The sequence below is a fragment of the Aquabacterium sp. genome, from assembly GCF_041915145.1.
Taxonomy (GTDB): Bacteria; Pseudomonadota; Gammaproteobacteria; order Burkholderiales; family Burkholderiaceae_C; genus Aquabacterium.
This window is the reverse complement of record NZ_JAYSBZ010000009.1, coordinates 17153-34581: the sequence shown is the minus strand read 5'-3', so window position 1 is coordinate 34581 and position 17429 is coordinate 17153. Positions and strand designations below refer to the sequence as shown.

The following is a 17429-nucleotide window of genomic DNA, read 5'->3' as shown; positions in this document are numbered from 1 at the left end:
TTAAACGATTTGTTCAATGTATCAGCCCGCCCCGGTTTTCGCAAACGAACCCGGCGCGGCAGTCGATCATCATGCAGCAACCCTTGCGCCCCCCTGCGTCATCGCCTCCCGACGGCGCTGCCGCCCCCGACCCGAACGGGTTGCCGAATGGCACCCGGGTGCGCTGGCAGGCCGGGCAGCGCGGCCACGTCGAGAGCTACTTTCTCAAGCTCAACAGCCCGGCGCAGCGCTTTGCGGCGTGGTTCAAGTTCACCTTTCTGGCGCCGCTGCACGGCGAGCCGCTGGCCGAGGTGTGGGCCGTGTGGTTCGACATGGACGACCCGAGCCGCACCCGCGCCTGGAAGGCCAGCGTGCCGCTCACCGGTGGCGTGATCGTCAACGACGATATCCACCTGCGCATCGCCGGCTGCGAGCTCACGCCGGACGGCACGCGAGGCTCGCTCAGCGTGCAGCGCGATGGCGCCGCCCACACCGACCACATCGACTGGGACTTGCGCTTCACCCCCGGTGCCGCACCGCTGGTGCACCTGCCCTGGGCCTGGATGTATGAGCGCAAGTTGCCCAAGTCGAAGATCCTCGCGCCCCACCCCGCCTCGCGCTTCGACGGCAGCATCCACCTCAACGGCGAACGCTTCACCGTGCACGACGCCCCCGGCACGCTGGGCCACAACTGGGGCGCCGAGCATGCGTGGTCCTATGCCTGGGCGCATTGCTCGGCCTTCGACGGCTTTGGCGAGGACACCTTTTTTGAAGGCTTTTCGACGCGGATCAAGCTCGGCTGCTGGGTGACGCCCGTGCTGTCGGTGGCGCACCTGAGCCTGGACGGCCACCGCCACGCCTTCAACCGCCGGCGCTCGATGGTCAGCCGCCCGGTGAGCATCGGCCTGCAGCGCTGGCAGTTCCGACTCGATGGCGACGATCACGCCTTGGTTGGCGAATTCGACGCGCCGCGCGACGACTTCATCTGCCTGCACTACGGCAACCCCGACGGCTCCACCGCCTACTGCCTCAACAGCAAGTTGGCCAGCGGCGAGCTGCGCCTGCTCGACCACCGCGACCGCGTCGTCGCCCGCCTCACCACCGCGCGCCAAGCCGCGCTGGAGGTGCTGACCCGCAGCGCCGATCACGGCGTGCGCTTCGGCGCTTGATCGCGCCGCCCGCCGAGTCCACCATGCCCACGCCACCCCGCTTCAGCGACCACGAAAGCACCGTGTTGCGCGCCCTGGCCGCCGTGCTCTTGCCGGTCGGCGGCCCGATCGCGCTGAGCCATGCCGATGTGGACGTGCTCGCCTTTGCGCAGCGCTTCGTGGCCGATGCCCCGCCCCACGCCCGCTGGCTGATGAAAGGCACGCTGCACCTGTTGGAGCGCCTGGGCTGGCTGTGGTGCCAGCCGGTGCCCCGGCGCTTCACGCGCCTGAGCGCCGCGCAACAGGCCCGCGTGATCGATGGCTGGCGCACCAGCCGTCTGCCGACGCTGCGCAGCGCATTGCAAGTGGTGTCGCTGCTGGTGCTGGTGCCGTTCTACCAAGACCCCCGCGTGCTGCGCGCCTTGGGCGTGGGCCCCGGCCAAGCCCCCGGCGTGCTGCCGGCGCTGGAGCAACCATGAATGCACGCACCCCACTCACGCCCGAACCGGGCTGCGCCACCCCGCCGCCCGCCGGCCTGATCGACACCCGCACGCTGGGCCCGACGCTGCACGTGCAAGCCGATGTGGTGATCGTGGGCTCGGGCGCCGGCGGTGCGCCCATGGCCCGCGAACTGGCCCGTGCCGGCTGGCGCGTGGTGGTGATCGAAGAAGGCCGACACTACACGCAGCACGACTTCCAAGGCGACCCGATCACGGCCACGCGCGAGCTGTATCGCGACCTCTCGCTCACCGCCACGCTCGGCACGCCGCCCATTCCGCTGCCCCTGGGCGTGGCGGTGGGCGGCACCACGCTCATCAACTCCGGCACCTGCTTTCGCACCCCCGAAACCTTGTTCGACGAGTGGCAGCGCACCGTCGGCCTGGGTGACCTGCGCTACGCCGACCTGCTGCCGCACTTCGACGAGGTGGAGCGCACGCTGCACGTGGCCGACACGCCCATCGAGCTGATGGGGCGCAACAACCAGTTGTTCGCCCTGGGCGCGCAACGCCTGGGCTACTCAGGGCGCCCCCTGCGCGGCAACCGCCGCGACTGCCGAGGCGCCGGCGTGTGCGTGTGGGGCTGCCCGAACGGTGCCAAGCAAAGCACCAACCTCAACTACGTGCCGCAAGCTCTGGCAGCCGGTGCGCAGGTGTTCACGTCGGCCCGCATGAGTCGCGTGCGCCTGAGCCCCGACGGCCGCCGCGCCACCGGCATCGACGGCGTGCTGCTCGACGACGCCCGCACCCCGCGCGGCACCTTGCGCGTCGACGCACCCGTGGTGGTGCTGGCTTGCGGCGCCATCGGCACGCCCGACCTGCTGCTGCGGCAAGGCTTGGCCAACCGCTCGGGCGACGTCGGCAAGCACCTGCGCCTGCACCCCTGCGCCAAGGTGGTCGGCCTGTTCGACGAGCCCGTCGAGAGCTGGCACGGTGTGCCGCAAAGCTACTTGGTCGACGAGTTCGCCGACGACGGCATCTTGATGGAAGGCTTCTGGGTGCCGCCGGGCTTCTTGTCGATTGCCCTGCCGGCCTTTGGCGAGCGGCTCAAGAACCTGATGCACCGCTACCGCCACATGGCCGGGTTTGGCGTGATGGTGAGCGACACCAGCGCTGGCCGCGTGCGCCCCGGGCCGGCCGGTCGCCCGCTCATCACCTACAGCCTCAACCGCCCCGACACCGCCGCCTTCGCCAAGGGCGTGGCGCGCGCTTGCGAGATCTACCTCGCGGCCGGCGCCCGCGAGGTGCTGCCGCCGATCCACGGCCTGCCGTCGGTCACCACCGTGGAACAAGCCCGCGCCATCGAGCAGCGCCGCCTGCGCGCCAGCGAGCTGGAGCTGGTGGCCTTTCACCCCATGGGCACCTGCCGCATGGGCGACGACCCGCGCCGCAGCGTTGTCAACGCCCAGCTCGAAAGCCATGACGCGCAAGGCCTCTACGTGGCCGACGCCAGCATCTTCCCGACCAGCCTGGGCGTGAACCCGCAGATCAGCATCATGGCGTTTTCGAGCCTCGCCGCGCAGGGCCTGATTGCGCGCCAGGGCCGCAGCAGCCGCCATTGACGCGCCCGCCACATCACGCATCGAACCGACCGCTTCCGCACACCATGAACACCACCACCGCCCCCGCACTCGCCACCGCGCTGCGTCGCCTGCAACTCACCGGCCTGGTCTACACCGTGATGTTTCTCGGCGCGGTGCAGGTGTTCGTGTTCGCGCCGTCGCAACTCATCGGCGTGTTCAATGCCGTATCCGCACAGCTGCTGCCGAGCTGGCCGCTGGCGCGCGATGCCGGGCCGTTCTGGCTGAGCCTGGCCGCGTCGATGATGTACTGCATCAGCACCCTGAGCTGGATGCTGTGGCGCAACCCGGCACGCTGGGCCGACATGGCCGTGCCGCTGGTGGTGGCCAAGTTCGCCTCGTCAGCCTGTGGATTCGGCTTTTTTGTGGCGGGCTGTTTGCGCCCAGAAACCGGCTGGGCCACGCTGCCCAACCTCACGATCATGCTGACCGACTTGCCGCTCGGCCTGTGGCTGGCGTGGGCCTACGCGCAGGTGCTGCGGCACCGCCCCGCCGACGTCGCCCTCCAGGACACTCGCTGAGCGGGCGGACTCAACTGGCCACGCGCGCCATCACGACACGCGTCTGGCCGTGTTCGTCTTCAACGGTTTCGCTGCAGTCGTAGCCACCGGTCTTGGCCAGCCACTGCTGGATCGCCGGCCCTTGCCCGAGGCCGACCTCGAAGGCCAGCCAGCCGCCGAAGCGCAGGTAGCGCGGCGCCTCGCGCATCAGGCGCTGCAAGATGCGAACGCCGAACGGCCCGCCATCGAAAGCCAGGCGCGGCTCGTAGGCGATGATCTCGCTGGGCAGCGTTTCGAGCTTGCCCGACGAGATGTACGGCGGGTTGCACACCAGCAGATCGACCCGCCCATAAAAGGCCTGCTCGTTGAACGGCGCCAGCAGGTCGCCGCACCGAAACTGCACGCGGTCTTGCAGGCCGAGAAAGTGCACGTTGCGCTGCGCCAGCCCGATCGCGTCTTCCGACAGGTCGGCGCCGTAGACCATGGCGCGCGGCTCGTAGTGGGCCATCGCCAAAGCCAGGTTGCCGCAGCCGGTGCACACGTCGATGGCGGCCACGTCGGCATGCTCGTCGGCCAGGCTCTTGAGCTTGTCCACCACGGCGCGGCCGAGCAGCTCGGTTTCGCGACGCGGGATCAAGGCCTGCGGGCCGGCCAGCAGGTCCAGCCCCATGAAGCGCTGACGGTTCGTGATGTAGGCGAGCGGCTCGCCGCTGACGCGCCGCGCGATGAGGTCTTCGAGGTCGATGCGCTGCACGGTGTCGAGCTCGGGCAGCACTTCGTCGCACGCGGCCTCGACGGACAGCGCGCGGCCCGACGCCAGATGCCACAGCGCCCGCAGCGCGGCCGCCGGCGTCTCTTCGGGCTTGTCGGGCAGGATGTGCAGCGCGCCTTCAAGGTGTGCGAGCAGCTTGGCGAAGCGGGCGCGGCCGGCATCGCCGATGCTGCGCGAATCGGCAGCGGTGAGCGCCAGGCTCAGGGTGGTGTTGATGTCCACGTTGTGATGTTCAGTCGGTGATCGACGTGACCGGCTCGACCAGCGCCGGACGGGCATGCAGATAGGCCGTGGCGCGGCGCTTGGCGTCGATGTCGGCGTACACATGCCGGGCCTGCGCCTCGCTCAGGCCCAGCGCCTGCGCCAGCTCGGCCGCCGGGCGCCCGTGGTTGTGTGCCCACAGGGCGAGGTCCATCTGCTGATAGGGCAGCGCGAAGTAGAACTCGTCCTGCCCTTGCTGCAGGCTGTAGGTGTCGGTGGTGGGCACCGCGGTGCACACGGCCTCGGGCAGGCCAAGGTGGCGCGCGAGTGCGTAGACCTGGGTCTTGTACAGATGCGCAATGGGTTTGATGTCCGCCGCGCCGTCGCCGTTCTTGACGAAGAAGCCCTGGTCGTACTCCAACCGGTTGGGCGTGCCGATCACCGCGTAGTTGAGGCGGTCGGCATGGAAGTACTCGACCGTCTTGCGGATGCGCTGCTTGTAGTTGGTCGCCGCCACGATCTGCAGGTACTCGCGCAGGTTGAGCCGCGCCTCATGCATCTGCCCGTCGGGCGACTGCACGATGAGCTTGAAGAAGTTGATGCGCCCATCAACGCCGCCGGCAATCGCGATCTTGCTCTTCCAGGCCTCGGTGTAGTCGGGGAAGACCACGCGCATCGCCTCGTCGCGCCATCGGTAGCAGCCGATGGCCTCCACCGTGGGGCCGATGTTTTCGAGCTGCCAACTGATGCCCAGCTGTTCTGCCACCACCTGGCCCAGGTCGGCGCTGCTGCTCTTGGAGTCGCGCTCGGGCATCAAGAGGCCGAACACCTTTTTCGGCCCCAGAGCCTTGACGGCCAGCGCGGCGCACACCGAGCTGTCCACCCCGCCCGACAAGCCCAGCACCACGCCGCGCTTGTGAAAACGGCGCAGGCTCTCGATGAAGTGGCGGCCAATGCGGGCCACTTCGGCGTCGCACTGCTCGGCGGTCAACGCCAGCACGTCGGCAGTGAGGGTCATGATCAGGATGCCTTCTTGCGGCCGACGTAGGCCTCGATGGCGTTCAGGCTGTCGAGGTTCTCGGGCACCATTTCTTCTTCGGCCACCTGGATGCCGAAGGTCTCTTCGAGAAACAGGATCAGTTCGAGAAAGCCGGTGGAGTCGACGATGTGCATCTCGAGCAGCGAATCGGCGTCGGTGAACTGCACGCCGTCGGAGCCCATGATGAAGTTGTCGGTGATGTAGGCGCGAACCTGCTCTTTGATGCTGGACATGACGATCAAACTCTCTGAAAAATGAAACTGGAAATCACGACAGGCCGGTCTTCTTGATCTTGCCCGTGTCGGTCTTGGGCAGGGTCTCGACGAACTCGACGTATTTGGGAGCCATGAAGCTCTCAAGGTGCCCCAGGCAATGCTTGATCACCTCGCGCTCGGTGTAGTGGACGCCGTCTTTCAGCACCACGAAGGCCTTGACGGCCTGGCCGAGCAGCTCGTCGGGCACGCCGACCACGGCCACCTCGTAGACGCCATCGAGCGCGTGCAACGCGTTCTCGACCTCGCGCGGGCTGACCTTCTCGCCGCGGCTCTTGATGATGTCGTCCTTGCGTGACACGAAGTAGAGATAGCCCTCGGCATCGGTGCGAAACAGGTCGCCCGACAGCAGCACCATCTCGCCGGCCGGCCCGCCGACGCTGGAGCCTTCACGCAAGCGCTTGGCCGTTTCATACGGCTTCTCCCAATAGCCGCGCATCACGTTCGAGCCGCGGATCACCAGCTCGCCCGTGCTGCCGTTGGGCAGACGCTGACCGGCCTCGTCGACGAGCCAGACTTCTTCGTTGGGCATGCCCCGGCCGACGCTGGTCGGGCGCACGTCGAGCTGATCGGGAGGCAGGTAGGTGACGCGCTTGCACTCGGTGAGACCGTACATCGAGAACAGCGTGGCCTGCGGGAACAGTGCGCGTAGCTGGCGGATGTGCTCTTCAGACAAGGCCGCCGCCGTGTTGGTGATCATGCGCAGCGTGGTCAGATCGTGCTCGGCCAGCGTCTTGATGGCCATGAGCATCGAGAACATCGTCGGCACGCCGGGGAACACGGTGACCCGCTCGCGCGTCATCGTCTCCAGCACCTTGACGGGGAAGGTGAACGAACGCTCCAGCACCACCGTGGCACCCACGCGGGCGGCCATCAGCACCTGGTAGAGGCCGTAGTCGAACGCCAGCGGCAGCGCGCACAAGACGACGTCGCTCTCGCGCAAGCCGAGGTAGGTGCTCACCGAGCGGTTGGCCGACACCATGTTGAGGTGCGTCAGCATCACGCCCTTGGGGTCACCGGTGGAGCCCGAGGTGTAGATGATCGCGGCCAGATCCTGGTCGATCAGACCGGGGTCGCGCGGCGCCGCCTTGCCCGCATCAGCCGACGTATCACCATATGGCAGCACGCGCTCGGTGGCCGCGTCCTTGAGCCCGACGACCAGCGCGGTGTGCACCGTCGTGTTGGCGCTCAAGGCGTGCTGCCAGACCGGGCCCAGCGTGGCTTGCGAGATCAGCGCGCTGGCTCGCGAGTCGTTCAGCAGGTAGGCGAGCTTGTCGTGCTTGGTCAGCGGGTTGATCGGCATGAAGACCGCGCCGGCCTTCAGCGCCGCCCACACGCTCACCACCATCTCGACCGAGTTGTCGAGGAACAGCGCCACGCGGTCGCCGCGACGCACACCGTGCTGCTGCAACGTGGCCGCCAACTGATTGGCGCGCTGATCGAGCTGCGCCCAGGTGTGGCGCTGGCCGTCGGCCACCAGCGCCACGCGGTCGGGCAGGCGCCGGGCGGTGTCTTCAAAAAAGTGATGCAACAACATGATGGCCGATCAAACCGTGGCGGCAAGCGGCGCGGCAACCGAAGCCGGCGCCTCGGCAGCGGGCGCGGCGGGTGCATTCGACGCGATGAACTGGTCGTGCAGCAGCATGGTCGACACCACGCCCACGAAGGCCATGTTGTCGCCAAAGCCGATGGCCCGACCGGCGCGGCACTTGGCCATCAGCTTGCTCACGGCGACGGGGTCGAAGTAGCCGGCATCTTTGAGGCGCGCCTCGCTGAGCAGATCGGCCACGTAGTCCACCGGCTCGCCGCCCTCGAAGAAGCTGGCGCTGTCGGGCGCGCGGTAGGGCTGCTTGGTGCGGGTGCGGATGCCCTCGGGCAGCAGGCCGCGCATGGCGTGCTTGAGCAGGTATTTTTCAGTCAGGCCCATGAGCTTGTAGCGCGGCGGCAGGCGGTTGGCGAACTCGATCAGGCGGTGGTCGAGGAAGGGGAAGCGCCCTTCGATGGATTCGGCCATCGCCACGCGGTCGCCCTGCGAGCTGAGCAGGTAGCCCGACATCAGCGTGTGCGCTTCGATGTACTGGTCTTGATTGAGCGCCGCCCATTGGCCGATCTCGGCCGGCAGGTGCTCGGCGATGGCGGCCAGATGATCGGTGCCGCCCAGCTGCGCGCGCAGCTCGGGCGTGAAGAACTGCCAGACGCGGCGCGTGGTGGCCCAGCGCGGGCCGTGCGCAAAGTGCGGCTGCCCCAGGTGCTCGCTGCCTTCGGCGAAGAAGCGCTGCGCCATCACGCGGCTGGCGGCGGGCGAGTGCTTGAGATAGGGGTAGAGCCGGTCGATCAGGTGGCCGCGCATCTTGGACTGCGGCGCGCGCGCCATGAAGCGGCGGATGCGCGCTTCCTTGAACAGGTCGTAGCCGCCAAAGACTTCGTCGGCGCCCTCGCCCGTCAGCACCACCTTGTAGCCGGCCGATCGCACGTGGCCGGCCAGCAGCATCAGCGGCGCCGGGGCAGTCCGCACGATGGGGCTTTCGGCATGCCAGATGGCGCGCGGAAAGGCCGCCGCGATGTCGCCGCGCTTGCAGCGCAAGGCCGTGTGCTCGGTGCCGAGGTAGGCGACCAGCTCGTTCTGGTAGGCGCTCTCGTCGAACTCCTCGTCTTCGAAGGTGAGCGAGAAGGTGCGCAGCGGCACGTCGGTGTAATGCTTGATCAGCGTCGTGACGATGGACGAGTCGAGCCCGCCGCTCAGGTAGGCGCCCACCGGCACGTCGGCACGCAGTTGCAGGCGCACCGAGTCGATGAGCAGCGCGCGCAACTCGTCGGCGTAGTCGGCGGCCGAGCGGGTGGCGGGCTGGGCCGTGGTCGGGAAGCTCCAGTCCCAATAGCGCTCGATGCGTGGCATGCCCCCCTCCACCACCATCCGGTGCCCCGGCGGCAGCGCCTGGATGCCCTCGAACACCGTGTGCGACGGCAGCGGCGCCCAGTAGGTGAAGACCTCGCCAAGCGCATGCGCGTCGAGCCGGCGCGGCACCTCGGGCAGCGCGAACAGCGCCTTCACTTCTGACGCGAACGCCAGGCCGGCGGCCCCCTGGTGGTAGAACAAGGGCCGGATGCCCACGCGGTCGCGCGCCAGCACGAGGCGCTGGCGGCGGGCGTCCCACAGCGCGATGGCGAACTGGCCGTTGAGGTGCTGCACGAAGTCGTCGCCGTGCTCTTCGTAGAGGTGCACGATGACTTCGGTGTCGGACTGCGTGGCGAAGCGATGCCCCCGCGCCAGCAGCTCGGCGCGCAACTCGATGTGATTGAAGATTTCGCCGTTGAAGACGACCCAGACGCTGCGGTCTTCGTTGGCGATGGGCTGATCGCCCCCCGCCAGATCAATGATGCTCAGGCGGGCATGGGCCAGGCCGATCGGGCCGTCTAGATGAAAGCCGCGGCCGTCGGGCCCGCGGTGGTGCAGTCGGCCGATCATGGCGGCGAGCAACTCACGCGCCACGGGCCGTGACCGACTCAAGATACCTGCAATGCCGCACATAAGACTGAGAGCCTCCCCAATTGGGCTTGCACACCCGCAGACGCCCGAGGTCAGCGCGGCAACCGACACCGCAAGATCGACCAAACAAGCCTCATCGTAGCGAGCACCGCCCCGTTCAAACAGCCCTGGATCAAGTGTTCGGGCGGCCCGATCTCAAGGGTTACCACCCAGAACGGGGTGTCGCATCGGGATACGTGCGAGCTCCCGCGCGCCCCTCATTCAAGGGTCGCGTACTGGTTTCTCCCACATGTCGTCATCGGGGCGTGAACGTGGTTTATTTGAAAATAAAAATAGTCAATTCAGTACAGCTGGTGCAGTGCGCAACATGAAATCCGATGTCGAAGCCCGCGAAGGTGCCGCCGCTACCGATCTGATTCCGTTTCTGGCGCCCGCCACCTGGATCAAGGCTGCGGTGCGCTGCGGCTTCAGCATCGAACCCCTGTTTCGTGCCGCCGGCATCGAGGCCGACCTCCGCCAGCACGCGATCCCGATGATCCGCCCCAGCACGCTGTTGTGGCTGATGCGCGAGTGCGTGGCGCACACCCATGCGCCGCACCACTTTCCGTTCGTGCTGGGCGAGGCGTTCGCCTTCGAGAACCTGCCCGCGATCGACACTTTCATCACCACCAGCCCCACGTTGCGCGACTCGCTGCGCATTCTCGACTGGCTGCAGACGCTGATCCCGCTGTGCACCATGACGGTCGAGGAGCACGACGACGTGGCGGCGCTGCGCGTGACCCTGTCGCAATGGCTGGCCGACATGCCCGGCGCCGACTACCTGGTCGAGATGGAATTCGCCTCGATCAACAAGTTCGCGCGCATCCTGGTGGGCGACGAAGCCCGGGCCGAGCGCATCTGCTTCAAGCACGGCTCGCCCGCCCGGCTGGCGCAATACGAGCAATTGTTCAAGAGCCCGATCCGCCTGAACCAGCCCTACAACTGCGTGGTGTTCAGGCGCGCCCTGCTCGACGCACCGCTCAAGGGCGCCTCGCCGTCGCTGCACAAGCAGGCCGAGTCGGTGGTAAACGAATACCTCTCGAAGAACCATGGCAAGGTCAGCCTGGTGGACGCGCTCTACAAGGTGTTTGCCGAGAACCCGCAACTGCTCGGCCAGGGCATCGAGCGCACGGCCGCGCGCTTCCAGCTGCACCCGCGCACCTTGCAACGCCGCTTGCAAGATGAGGGACACCGCTTCGCCGACGTGCAGGCGCGCGCGCGCTTCAACCTCGCCTCGGACTGGCTGGCGCACGAGCAGACCGACGTCGAGACGGTGAGCGAGCGCCTGGGCTTTGCCGACCGCCACAGCTTCACCCGCGCGTTCAAGCGCTGGGCCGGGCTCACGCCCAGCGAGTTCCGCCGCCAGGGGCGCACGCCCAACGGGCGCGCCGACTGAGCCTCGGCCCGGGCGCCGACACGCCCGGCCACCACGCGTCAGCGCAGATCGAGCAAGGCACGCACCCGCAGGCGTTCATCGAGCTTGAAGTGCGCCTGGACGTACTGCTCCATCGCCTGCTGGCGCTGGGGCGCGGACAACTCGGCCGCGTTGCTCAAGCGTCGCCACTCGGCCTGCGCCGCATCCCGGCGACGCTCCCAGTCGGCCCACTCCGCGTCGGCCCGCTCGAGGCGCTGCGCGGCGGCCTCGCCATACAGCGCCACCCGCTCGGCCCGCACCGAGGCGGCGTCCTTGCCCGGCGCCATTTGCGGCACGGGCTGACCACCCGCCACCGAGCGGTCGACGCCACCGGGGTGATCGACCTGTGCCACCGTCTGCTCAAAGTAAGCCTCTTCGTCCGCAAAGAAAGCCTGCGCCCACTCGGGCCCCAGAAACTGGCGCCGCACCGCCTTCTGCTCGGCCAGGGCAGCGCCCCAGGTGCTGCGGTCGAGCGGGTTCAAGGGGTAGCGCGGCTGCTGCATGCGCAAGGCCCAGTACTGGTCGAAGATCGCCATGATGGCGGCAGCCAGCTTGGGGCCGTGCGCGGCGCGCGCCTCTTCTTCGATCAGGGCGCGGAGCTCTTGCGGGCTGGCGTCGCCCAAGCCCAGCAGGTAGTACTCGAAGCGCTGACGCAGCGCCACGCTGGGGTGCAGCCGGCCATCCGCCCCCACCGCCCAGTCGCCCGCGACCTGCGTGCCCTGCAGCACGCCGCTCTCGAGCACCTTGGCGCGCACCGCCGCGAGCGGTCGAGGTGGTGCCGATGCGCCCCCCGGCGCGGCGCCCATCAGGCTCCAGCTCGGGCGAGCCGCCAGCACGGCCGCGTCGCCCCCACCGGCGTAGAGCTTGATGCTCCACCAGGCCGCGGCGAGCAACACCAGCGCGGCGGGCACCCCCCGGCGGAGCCACCGCGCATCGAGCGTCCGGTCTGCAACCATGATGGCTGGACGACCGCCTGCCACGCCCATCACAAGCCCGACATCTTCAGACGGTTGGCCATGGCCGAGTAGAAGGCCAGGGGGTCGGGTGCGCCCCAGCCCACCAGGCCGAACACATGATTGATCTCGTCGATGTGGTTCCAGGGGTAGTTGTCGCGCAGCACCTGCCCCCAGTGCGACGAGCACACGCTGACGAGACCGTCGTTGGGCGTGGAGCCGAAGGGCTGAGCCGCCACGCCCATGATGGGGTCGAGGATGTCCAGGAAGTTCGTGAACACCTTGTTGCCGCTGACCGAGTAATACGCGATGCCGTTGACCTTGGCCGGACCGCTGCCGCACGGCGTGGTCGGCGCGCCTTGCGGGAACTTGGCATTGAAGAGCGCCTGCCCGGCCGAGTTGAGCGAGCTCAGCGCGGCGAGTGCGTCAGTCTGGCTGGCGTCGGTGCCGCCGTAGATCACGTTGAGCACGCGCAGCAAGCCGGTGGCCAGGCTGTTGGCCCAGCTGTCGGACGGGAAGGCGGACACCCAGGCGTCCGCCGTCGTGCTGCCGAGGTGGTCGCCGGCCACGGTGGTGACGCTGGCAATCATGTCGGGCACCACGGCGGCCGGGTAGCGCACCGTGGGGCCGCCCTGGCTGTGTCCGATCAGGTTGAATTTGGTGACGCCATCGCGCGCCGCCCATTGCTTGAGCTGCTGAATGAGCTGCTCGCCGCGGTACTCGGTGGTCTGCCCCGGGTTGACCTGCGCCACGTACACGGTGGCGCCATCGGCACGCAGGCGCTCGGCCACGCCGTAGAAGTAGCTGATGCCGAGGGCACTCTTGAACCCCAGGAAGCCATGCACCAGCACGATGGGGTATTGGGTCTTGGCATAGGTGGAGGCAGCCTGCGCGGCGGGAGCGCTCGCGAGCATGGTCAACACCAGACACGAGGCCGCCAACATGCGGCGCAAGACGGAACCAGAAGACGGCATGCAAACCTCCTGTGTGCGTTGAGAGCAATCCGGGGACATCCGTCGTTCAGCTGCGCGCTGATCACGACCGATCGGACTGTTCCACGCGGAGGTTCATGCGGTCAGCGGACTTTCCCCTCATGGGGACTACCGAGAAAGGCCATGGACGCAGAGCGGATTCGCGTCAAGCGGTGCGCCTGTTGAGCGAGGCGCGCTCAGTGCGCGAGCGGCACGCGGGCGGCGGCGGCCCCGGTCGGCCCGCCCAGGCTGGCCTCGAAGAAGCGCTGCCAGATCAGGTGACCGGCGTGGTCGAAGCGCACCACGGCGTCGAAGAAGGCGCGGCGCAAATCGACATCGACCAGCGGGTGCGGCAAGAAGGGGTCGAACACCACTTGCCGGATGGCCTTGCGCCCGAGCAGGAAGCACTCGCGCGCCGCCACGTCGGGCTCCAGCTCGTCGGCGCGCCCGAGCCAGGCATTGAGCTGGTCACGCGTGCGGCGGTAGCTGGCGTTGAGGGCGTTGGTGTCCCACAGGGCATGCACGCGGGCCTGCGTGGGCACGTCGAACTCGCTGGCCACGAAGACGGCGCAGTTCGTGCCCAGGCCGAGCATGCGCAGGCGATCCATGAGCGGCTCCACGCCGCCGTCGAGGTTGTCGGGGCGCACGTGCAGGCCGCGCTCGAGCTCGCCGAAGCCCAGCAGGTGAAAGGCGCGGTTCGCGCGCTGCACCGCCGTTCGCTCGACGCGCGCCGGCAGGCCGCCATGCACGACGACATACGAGCCGGTCCAGTCGTGGCGCAGCCGATCCAGCGCCGAACGCCACGCCTGCACCTCATGCGCCAGATCGATGCCGCCGGCGCCCAACTGGTAGGCGCCGCGCCCCGACGCCTCGACCAGGCTCGCGGCCGACAGCCGCACCAGGGCCACGCGGATGTTGTTCTCGCTGATATCGAACAGCTTGCCGGCCACCACCGCCTCGCGTGCCGATATGGGTGTGTCCTTGCTGGCCATCAGCAGTTCGAGGATGAGGTTCTTGGCTGTCGGTTGCATACAGCCGGCATGCTACGTTCTGAAAATATTTCGTGTCAACGAAGTAACGGCGCTCCATCCGTCGCCCCACCCGCCAGGGGGAATCGGCATCGCGCGTCAAGCGTCGGGCAGGCGGGGAGCAAGAGTCGGTCGAACGATGAGCCCGCCGCCCAACAGCAGGTCGGTGCGCCGGGTGTCCACGGCATGGCTCAGGGCGCGACGCCCGCTGCGGGCGTGTTCCGTCAGCACCGCCTCGGCGCGCCGGGTGTCGCGGCTCGCCAGCGCTTCGACGAATTGCCGGTGCTGCTCTTGCGCGGTCAGAAAGGCCAGGTGCGCGGCCGGCATCCTGGCTCGGGCATGGACGAAGGCGCTGGGGTCGCCGAACGGCGAGGACGTCAGTTGGCGCAGCTGGCGCCGGATCACCTCGCTGCCCGACATCTCGCCGAGCAGCATGTGGAAGGCCCGGTTGCGCTCGGCGTAGGCCTGCACGGCGCAGGCGTCCAGTTGAGGGCGACTCAGGATGGCGTCGAGGCACATCAGCAGCTCGCGCGCCTGCACGAGTTGCTCGGCCGACACGCCGCGCAGCAAGGCCCGATGCGCGGCCAGGCCCTCGAGCGTCGCGCGGGTTTCGACGAGGTCTTCCACATCGGCCACAGAGAACGCACGCACGACGAAACCGCCATCGTCGCGCTGCATGAGCAGCCCCTCGAACTCCAGCTGCCGGAGTGCGGCGCGAATGGGAGTGCGAGACAGGCCCAGCAGATCGCAAAGCTTGAGCTCGCTGACCTTCTCGCCCGGCGCGAAGGTGCCGTTCAAGATGTGGGCCCGCGTCATGCCCAGGGCCCGGCTGCTCTGGCTCGGGCCGGACAGCGCGGCGATGTTGCCCGCCGGCTGCGGCACGCCGTTGCGCGCAGGCACGACGGCCTGATCGGTGCAGTCGAAGGGCGCCGCCGCCCGGGCAGCGCCCGGCCCGGGCAACAGCATGCGAGCGTCGCTCGTCACAGCCCGCCGATGTTCGACCAGAACCAGTACGACAGCTGATCGAACAGGCTGTTGTTGGGCGTGTTCTGCGCGTTCTTGGCGGTTTCCCAGGCGCGGATCGGGGTGCCGGTGCCGCTGATGAGGTTGTCCGCCACGGCGCCGACGTCCTTGATGTTGGCCTCGTTGATCGCGGTGCCGCCGAAGGTGATCAGCGTCAGCGTGTGCGACTTGATGACCTCGCGTTGGTAAGGGATGTAGTAACCCACGTTCGAGTACGGCTTGAGCGCGTTGACCCAATTGCGGACTTCCGGCACCCACTTGGCGTTGATCAGCGCGTCACGCGTCGGGCCCGACGTCGCGGCGGCGATCTCGGGGAAGAACTTCGTGTACGAGAAGGCCGAGAAGATGCCGTCCATCTGGAAGGTCGCGAAGCTCATGCGGTCTTGCGGATAGGCCTGCGCCAGAGCCGTGGTCAGCGAACCGAGGTTGTTGATGTCGCCCTTGCCCGGGTACTTGGCGATCAGCTCGGTGGCGATGCCGTTGGGCACGTCATAGCCCCACTTCACGCGGATCGTGTTGTGCAGCAACACCGACGGGTAGTCGTTGGGCGAACCGTCACGCGGAGCCTGCATCAGCGGGCCCGAGTCGGCCAGCAGCGCCGACTTCTTCGGCTTCATCGCGGTGCGGATGGCATCGTAGGCCGCGGTCGAGCCCACGCCGCCGGCCGAAAAACCGGTGACCAGCACTTGCGATTGATTCGGCAGGTTCTTGCCCAGCCACGCGGCCAGCGCCTTGCTGTTGGGGTAGCCGCGGTGATAGAAGGTTGTCGGGTTAGCCGCATCGGCGTCGGCATACACGTTGACCTGGTTGCCGGTGTGCACGTCGCCCGTGCAGTAGGGCACGTAGACGATGTTCCAGCTCTGCGTCTGCACCGACTGGAACGGATCGAGCCGCATCGAGAACGGCGTGATCAGGCCGCCCATCGCGGCACCCTGGTTGGCCACCGAGCCGATGATGTTGGTCATGTAATCGGCGGCGATGCCGTTGGGGTTGGTCGCCCCCAGGATGCCGACCTTGAAGATGCCCTTGCAGGCGTTCTGTTCCCAGCAAGCGCCGCCACCTTCAAACACCACCACGGTCTTGGTGGTGAACAAGGCGCGGTTGACGAAGAAGCGATAGGGCGTGCCGTTGCTGCACGCGGCGCCGGTGGCGGTGTCGGCCGTGACGGTCTCCCAGCTGTAGTAGCCGGCCGAGGCGAGCATGGGCGTGAGGCTGAGGGCCGCAACCGCCGACCAGGCCTTGAGGCGTCGAGCAAGCGTGGACATGAAGGTCTCCTAGGATCGTGATGAAGCCTGAATCCTAGAAATCGACTCGCCGCGCACCAATAGCCGAGATGACCAATCTATTGACCGCGATGGATCAGACTTTCCCGGCCGCCCGATCAAGGGGACGCGGGATACAACGCCATCAATCGGGCACGTTCGTTCGCTGATCGCGCCACTCGGACGGCGTCCGTCCCGACCAACGGCGGAAAGCGCGATGGAAGCTGCTGACCGACGCGAACCCGAGCGTGTCGGCGACCTGCTTGAGCGACACCTGCCCATCGGCCAGCAGGCGCTCGGCCATCATGCGCTGGCACTCTTGCGCCAGGTCGGCGTGGGTCACGTCGAGCATGGCCAGATGCCGCCGCAGGCTGCGCTCGCTCAGCTTGAGATGCTCGGCCGTCTCGGCCGTGGTGGGCTGCCGAGGGAACGCCGACAGCAGCCACTGGCGCACCCGCTCGGCCATGTCGGAGCGCGCCCGCATGGCTGCCAGCGCCGACTCGGCACGCGTGCGCGCGGCCACGTAGGCCACGGGGTCGTGCGTCAGCATCGGGGAGTCGAGCAAGGCCGGATTGAAGTGGATGGCGCACTCGCGGGCACCGAAGCTCACGCGCGGCCCGAACGTGGCCACGTAGCGCGGCAGGTGTTCGGGCGCGCAGTCATACGGAAACTCGACGCGATGCACGTCGGCGTTCGAGCCGCCCGCCAGGCGCAGCATCTGCGTCGCGCTGGTGGCCACCATTTCCATGCGGAAGTGCCGGCTCGCCCCGCCATGCACCACGGGCTGCACCATGAGCCGGGCCGCGGAGAGGCTCTCGACCAGCTCCACCTCGGCCCGCTCCAGCAGCAGCGGCGCGAACTGGCGCACATCGGCCAGCGATTGCCGCAGGCAGGGCGACGGCAGCACCAGCGGCACCATCGGGCCATAGCGCATCAGGGCGATGCTCTTGCCCGCCACCAGGCCGAAGGCCGGGTCGGCGGTCAGCTCGAGCGCGGCGGCCATCATGCGATCGAACAGCTCCACGTCGATCCACTCGCCATCTTCTTTCAAGGTGTCGAGCGACTCGATGCCGCAGCTGCGCAGCGCAGCCCCGGAGTCGAAGCCTTCCACATCGAGCGTGGTGGCCAACGTCATCAGATGAACGGGAGAAATATGCATGAAACGCTGCGAAGAACTGATGCGCCATCGGACGCGAAAAAAACGTTGGAGTGTCGTGCCCATTCAAACGAAAGCGGCCCCGCAGCCCCGAGGGCTTTCCCCCGA

The 17429-nt window shown here is 68.0% G+C and carries 16 protein-coding genes; 5 read left to right on the top strand and 11 right to left on the bottom strand.

Features of this window, described 5'->3' with window-relative positions; all coding sequences use genetic code 11:
* Positions 1-71: 71 nt before the first annotated feature.
* The 4 genes from ACE3SS_RS03095 to ACE3SS_RS03080 are packed head-to-tail and all read left to right on the top strand — an operon-like array spanning position 72 to position 3725.
* Entirely contained in the window at positions 72-1148 is a 1077-nt protein-coding gene (locus tag ACE3SS_RS03095; protein ID WP_374591225.1) for a hypothetical protein, read from the top strand.
* Positions 1149-1171: 23 nt separating this feature from the next.
* Complete coding sequence (locus tag ACE3SS_RS03090) at positions 1172-1606, top strand: hypothetical protein (RefSeq protein WP_374591222.1); 435 nt, start codon at positions 1172-1174, stop codon at positions 1604-1606.
* Entirely contained in the window at positions 1603-3186 is a 1584-nt protein-coding gene (locus ACE3SS_RS03085; protein WP_374591219.1) for a GMC family oxidoreductase, read from the top strand. The genes ACE3SS_RS03090 and ACE3SS_RS03085 overlap by 4 nt, the downstream gene beginning before the upstream one ends.
* 44 nt (positions 3187-3230) lie before the next feature.
* The gene (locus ACE3SS_RS03080; protein ID WP_374591216.1) at positions 3231-3725 is read left to right on the top strand and encodes a hypothetical protein; all 495 of its coding nucleotides are present in this window, start codon (positions 3231-3233) and stop codon (positions 3723-3725) included.
* A 10-nt stretch (positions 3726-3735) separates the two neighbouring features.
* On the opposite strand, the gene prmC is transcribed toward ACE3SS_RS03080, so the two are convergent.
* From prmC to asnB, 5 genes are read right to left on the bottom strand one after another with little or no spacing between them, the layout of a single operon-like run.
* The gene (prmC, locus tag ACE3SS_RS03075) at positions 3736-4698 is read right to left on the bottom strand and encodes a peptide chain release factor N(5)-glutamine methyltransferase (RefSeq protein WP_374591213.1); all 963 of its coding nucleotides are present in this window, start codon (positions 4696-4698) and stop codon (positions 3736-3738) included.
* Between the two features lie 10 nt (positions 4699-4708).
* Positions 4709-5695: an NAD(+) synthase gene (gene nadE, locus ACE3SS_RS03070; protein ID WP_374591210.1), complete on the bottom strand. Its 987-nt coding sequence runs from the start codon at positions 5693-5695 to the stop codon at positions 4709-4711.
* A gap of 2 nt (positions 5696-5697) precedes the next feature.
* Positions 5698-5949, bottom strand: coding sequence for an acyl carrier protein (locus ACE3SS_RS03065; protein ID WP_374591207.1), 252 nt, complete (start codon positions 5947-5949; stop codon positions 5698-5700).
* Between the two features lie 34 nt (positions 5950-5983).
* Positions 5984-7525: a class I adenylate-forming enzyme family protein gene (locus ACE3SS_RS03060; protein ID WP_374591204.1), complete on the bottom strand. Its 1542-nt coding sequence runs from the start codon at positions 7523-7525 to the stop codon at positions 5984-5986.
* A 9-nt stretch (positions 7526-7534) separates the two neighbouring features.
* On the bottom strand, positions 7535-9517 hold the full coding sequence (gene asnB, locus ACE3SS_RS03055; RefSeq protein ID WP_374591202.1) for an asparagine synthase (glutamine-hydrolyzing): 1983 nt from the start codon (positions 9515-9517) through the stop codon (positions 7535-7537).
* Between the two features lie 325 nt (positions 9518-9842).
* Between asnB and ACE3SS_RS03050 the strand changes: the two genes are divergently transcribed.
* A complete protein-coding gene (locus ACE3SS_RS03050; RefSeq protein ID WP_374591200.1) occupies positions 9843-10910 on the top strand; it encodes an AraC family transcriptional regulator ligand-binding domain-containing protein in 1068 nt (355 codons plus the stop codon).
* A gap of 38 nt (positions 10911-10948) precedes the next feature.
* Here ACE3SS_RS03050 and ACE3SS_RS03045 read toward each other — a convergent pair whose 3' ends face one another.
* The 6 genes from ACE3SS_RS03045 to ACE3SS_RS03020 all read right to left on the bottom strand — a co-directional run bounded on the left by ACE3SS_RS03045 (position 10949) and on the right by ACE3SS_RS03020 (position 17324).
* Positions 10949-11884 (bottom strand): lipase secretion chaperone, encoded by a 936-nt coding sequence (locus ACE3SS_RS03045; protein WP_374591198.1) that lies wholly within the window; start codon positions 11882-11884, stop codon positions 10949-10951.
* 29 nt (positions 11885-11913) lie between these two features.
* On the bottom strand, positions 11914-12855 hold the full coding sequence (locus tag ACE3SS_RS03040) for a lipase family alpha/beta hydrolase (RefSeq protein WP_374591196.1): 942 nt from the start codon (positions 12853-12855) through the stop codon (positions 11914-11916).
* A 194-nt stretch (positions 12856-13049) separates the two neighbouring features.
* Positions 13050-13883, bottom strand: coding sequence for a PaaX family transcriptional regulator C-terminal domain-containing protein (locus ACE3SS_RS03035; protein WP_374591194.1), 834 nt, complete (start codon positions 13881-13883; stop codon positions 13050-13052).
* A gap of 96 nt (positions 13884-13979) precedes the next feature.
* Positions 13980-14846 (bottom strand): GntR family transcriptional regulator, encoded by an 867-nt coding sequence (locus tag ACE3SS_RS03030; protein ID WP_374591192.1) that lies wholly within the window; start codon positions 14844-14846, stop codon positions 13980-13982.
* A gap of 14 nt (positions 14847-14860) precedes the next feature.
* Positions 14861-16168, bottom strand: coding sequence for a pectin acetylesterase-family hydrolase (locus tag ACE3SS_RS03025; RefSeq protein WP_374591190.1), 1308 nt, complete (start codon positions 16166-16168; stop codon positions 14861-14863).
* Between the two features lie 142 nt (positions 16169-16310).
* Positions 16311-17324 (bottom strand): AraC family transcriptional regulator ligand-binding domain-containing protein, encoded by a 1014-nt coding sequence (locus tag ACE3SS_RS03020; protein WP_374591188.1) that lies wholly within the window; start codon positions 17322-17324, stop codon positions 16311-16313.
* Between the last annotated feature and the right edge of the window lie 105 nt (positions 17325-17429).

Coding starts and splice junctions, on each gene's coding strand:
- ACE3SS_RS03095 (WP_374591225.1), top strand. CDS start 72: ATGCAGCAACCCTTGCGCCCCCCTGCGTCATCGCCTCCCGACGGCGCT.
- ACE3SS_RS03090 (WP_374591222.1), top strand. CDS start 1,172: ATGCCCACGCCACCCCGCTTCAGCGACCACGAAAGCACCGTGTTGCGC.
- ACE3SS_RS03085 (WP_374591219.1), top strand. CDS start 1,603: ATGAATGCACGCACCCCACTCACGCCCGAACCGGGCTGCGCCACCCCG.
- ACE3SS_RS03080 (WP_374591216.1), top strand. CDS start 3,231: ATGAACACCACCACCGCCCCCGCACTCGCCACCGCGCTGCGTCGCCTG.
- nadE (WP_374591210.1), bottom strand. CDS start 5,695: ATGACCCTCACTGCCGACGTGCTGGCGTTGACCGCCGAGCAGTGCGAC.
- ACE3SS_RS03065 (WP_374591207.1), bottom strand. CDS start 5,949: ATGTCCAGCATCAAAGAGCAGGTTCGCGCCTACATCACCGACAACTTC.
- ACE3SS_RS03060 (WP_374591204.1), bottom strand. CDS start 7,525: ATGTTGTTGCATCACTTTTTTGAAGACACCGCCCGGCGCCTGCCCGAC.
- asnB (WP_374591202.1), bottom strand. CDS start 9,517: ATGTGCGGCATTGCAGGTATCTTGAGTCGGTCACGGCCCGTGGCGCGT.
- ACE3SS_RS03050 (WP_374591200.1), top strand. CDS start 9,843: ATGAAATCCGATGTCGAAGCCCGCGAAGGTGCCGCCGCTACCGATCTG.
- ACE3SS_RS03045 (WP_374591198.1), bottom strand. CDS start 11,884: ATGGTTGCAGACCGGACGCTCGATGCGCGGTGGCTCCGCCGGGGGGTG.
- ACE3SS_RS03040 (WP_374591196.1), bottom strand. CDS start 12,855: ATGCCGTCTTCTGGTTCCGTCTTGCGCCGCATGTTGGCGGCCTCGTGT.
- ACE3SS_RS03035 (WP_374591194.1), bottom strand. CDS start 13,883: ATGCAACCGACAGCCAAGAACCTCATCCTCGAACTGCTGATGGCCAGC.
- ACE3SS_RS03030 (WP_374591192.1), bottom strand. CDS start 14,846: ATGCTGTTGCCCGGGCCGGGCGCTGCCCGGGCGGCGGCGCCCTTCGAC.
- ACE3SS_RS03025 (WP_374591190.1), bottom strand. CDS start 16,168: ATGTCCACGCTTGCTCGACGCCTCAAGGCCTGGTCGGCGGTTGCGGCC.
- ACE3SS_RS03020 (WP_374591188.1), bottom strand. CDS start 17,324: ATGCATATTTCTCCCGTTCATCTGATGACGTTGGCCACCACGCTCGAT.